This is a genomic window from Methylosinus sp. R-45379 (assembly GCF_001644125.1).
Classification (GTDB): domain Bacteria; phylum Pseudomonadota; class Alphaproteobacteria; order Rhizobiales; family Beijerinckiaceae; genus Methylosinus.
In genome coordinates, this window is record NZ_LUUM01000213.1 from 1 (window position 1) to 1,814 (window position 1,814).

Sequence of the window (1,814 nt, forward strand, 5' to 3'; positions counted from 1 at the left end):
CGGCGGAGGCGATCTTCGCCAGCATATATTCATAGACGTCGCCCTTGGTGTCGCGATCGCCCATATCGATCTTGTCGAGCTTGTCGATGACCTTGGCGAGAAGCTGTGCGCTGGGGATTTGAAAGCGCGCGTCGCGCATGTGCCGCGCATAGGCGCCGCCGTCGCCATTGAGCGAGCGGATGAAGGGAAACACATGCTCGTCGACGATGCGGTACATTTCCGGCCCGGCGAAATGCCTGAAATGGGACCAGCGCAGATTTTCGTATCGTTCGCCGCGGGCGTCCGCGCCCTCCGGGAAGATGCGCCGCTCGAGCGGGCGTTTCAGCGTCGTCGCTTTGCGCTCCTCGAGCTCCTGCATCTCGTCGAGGCGCTTGATGAAGATGAGATAGGTGATCTGCTCTATGACCTGGAGCGGATTGGCGAGGCCGCCGGACCAGAAATCATTCCAGACGCCATCGATTTTGCCACGTAATTCGCCTGTCAGCATCTCTCCCCCCGAAAGCGGCGGCAGAGTAGCCGGCCGCCCCGCGCCGAGCAATCGCCGGAGGCGCCGGCGCGTCTGCGTAAGTCTAGCCGGCGATCGGCTGGCCCGGCCGCGCGACGCGAATCCCGATTCCGGCGGCGCCGTCGAACTCCAACTCGACGCCGGCCTCCTCGAGCGCGCGGCGAATATCCGCGAGGGTGCGGTCGTGCGGCACGCGCGTCTCCCGCTCGAAATTGTGCAGCGTCGCCTTCGACACGCGGGATTTCGCGGCGAGATCGTCCAGCGTCCAGCGCAGCCAGGCGCGCGACGCTCGGCATTGGGCGGGAGTGATCATTCAGTCTCCATTAACCATGGTCTTATCATCTAGTAGCAATACGAGCATAGAATGGCAATATCGACTCATGGGACGACGTTGTTCCCGTGAGGAGTGTTTTGAATGCGTAAGACCCAAATGACGATGCGCCGCCAGGGCGCGACCGAAATCGACGACTCGCTGAACAAAGCGGCGCGCGAGGCCGTGAAGGCGGCGATCGAGGCGGATCATGCTGTCGATCCGCTGTTCCGCCCCGAGGTGTCGCGGCTGGTCTCGGCCTATGCATCCGCCGCCAAGCGCCATGGCCCGCTGATCGAACGCGCGATCGGCGATTGCCTCGAGAGCGCCGGTTGCACCGTGTTCCGCAATCTCGGCGTTCCCGTCACGCAAGGCGCGCTCGAGCTCGCCGAGTCGCATGAATACGCCATGACGGCGACGCGGCAGATCCGATTCGTCGACGGCAAGATCGCGAGGTATGTCGATATCGACATTCTCGCGATCGATGAAGAGCACGAAGTCGCCTGGGCGCTCTCGATCAAGCGTGGCGGCGGCGCCACCGAGACGAAAAAGCGCCGCGCGATCGAGCGCGATCTCATGGCGCTGAGGCTGAATCTCGCGTCCTATTTGCGTCAGCAGGGCTATTCGCGGGTCACGACGGCGCATGCCTTTGTTGTCGATTATCTGGGATCGGCGGGATTTTCGAAAGCGATCACGCTGACCCGTGAGAAAATCGACGCGACCTTCGGCCTCCCGATCATGGCCTCGATCGACGCCATGACGCAGGCGATGAAGGCTGCGCTCGACGCCGAGTTGGCGCGCCTGCTCGCGCCGGTCGTCCGCGGCATGGAGAAGCCCGCTCTATCGACGCGCGCGGACCCGCTGGTCCGGCCGACGCCCTTCGGGCTCCATGCGCATTCGCGTCGCCGCCGGGAGGGCGTTCCGGAGAAGCCGCTGATGACCGGCCGTCCCTTCGACAGCCTGTCCACCGAGGAGAGCGAGCAATGAGCGGGCTGCGTG

Annotated in this window: 3 protein-coding genes; 1 reads left to right on the top strand and 2 read right to left on the bottom strand. The window is 64.2% G+C overall.

Features of this window, described 5'->3' with window-relative positions:
* Together A1351_RS09170 and A1351_RS09175 are read right to left on the bottom strand one after the other, a co-directional pair.
* Nucleotides 1-487 (bottom strand): type I restriction-modification system subunit M N-terminal domain-containing protein (locus A1351_RS09170; protein WP_198162315.1); only part of this gene is annotated, 487 nt, incomplete at its 3' end.
* Between the two features lie 82 nt (nt 488-569).
* Nucleotides 570-818: a helix-turn-helix domain-containing protein gene (locus tag A1351_RS09175; protein WP_064032826.1), complete on the bottom strand. Its 249-nt coding sequence runs from the start codon at nt 816-818 to the stop codon at nt 570-572.
* Between the two features lie 102 nt (nt 819-920).
* Here A1351_RS09175 and A1351_RS09180 point away from each other — a divergent pair, with 102 nt between their 5' ends.
* The gene (locus tag A1351_RS09180; RefSeq protein ID WP_245291625.1) at nt 921-1,802 is read left to right on the top strand and encodes a hypothetical protein; all 882 of its coding nucleotides are present in this window, start codon (nt 921-923) and stop codon (nt 1,800-1,802) included.
* Nucleotides 1,803-1,814: the final 12 nt, after the last annotated feature.

Bases quoted from the DNA above. Each gene is read 5' to 3' on its own strand.
- A1351_RS09175 (WP_064032826.1), bottom strand. From the start codon at position 818: ATGATCACTCCCGCCCAATGCCGAGCGTCGCGCGCCTGGCTGCGCTGG.
- A1351_RS09180 (WP_245291625.1), top strand. From the start codon at position 921: ATGCGTAAGACCCAAATGACGATGCGCCGCCAGGGCGCGACCGAAATC.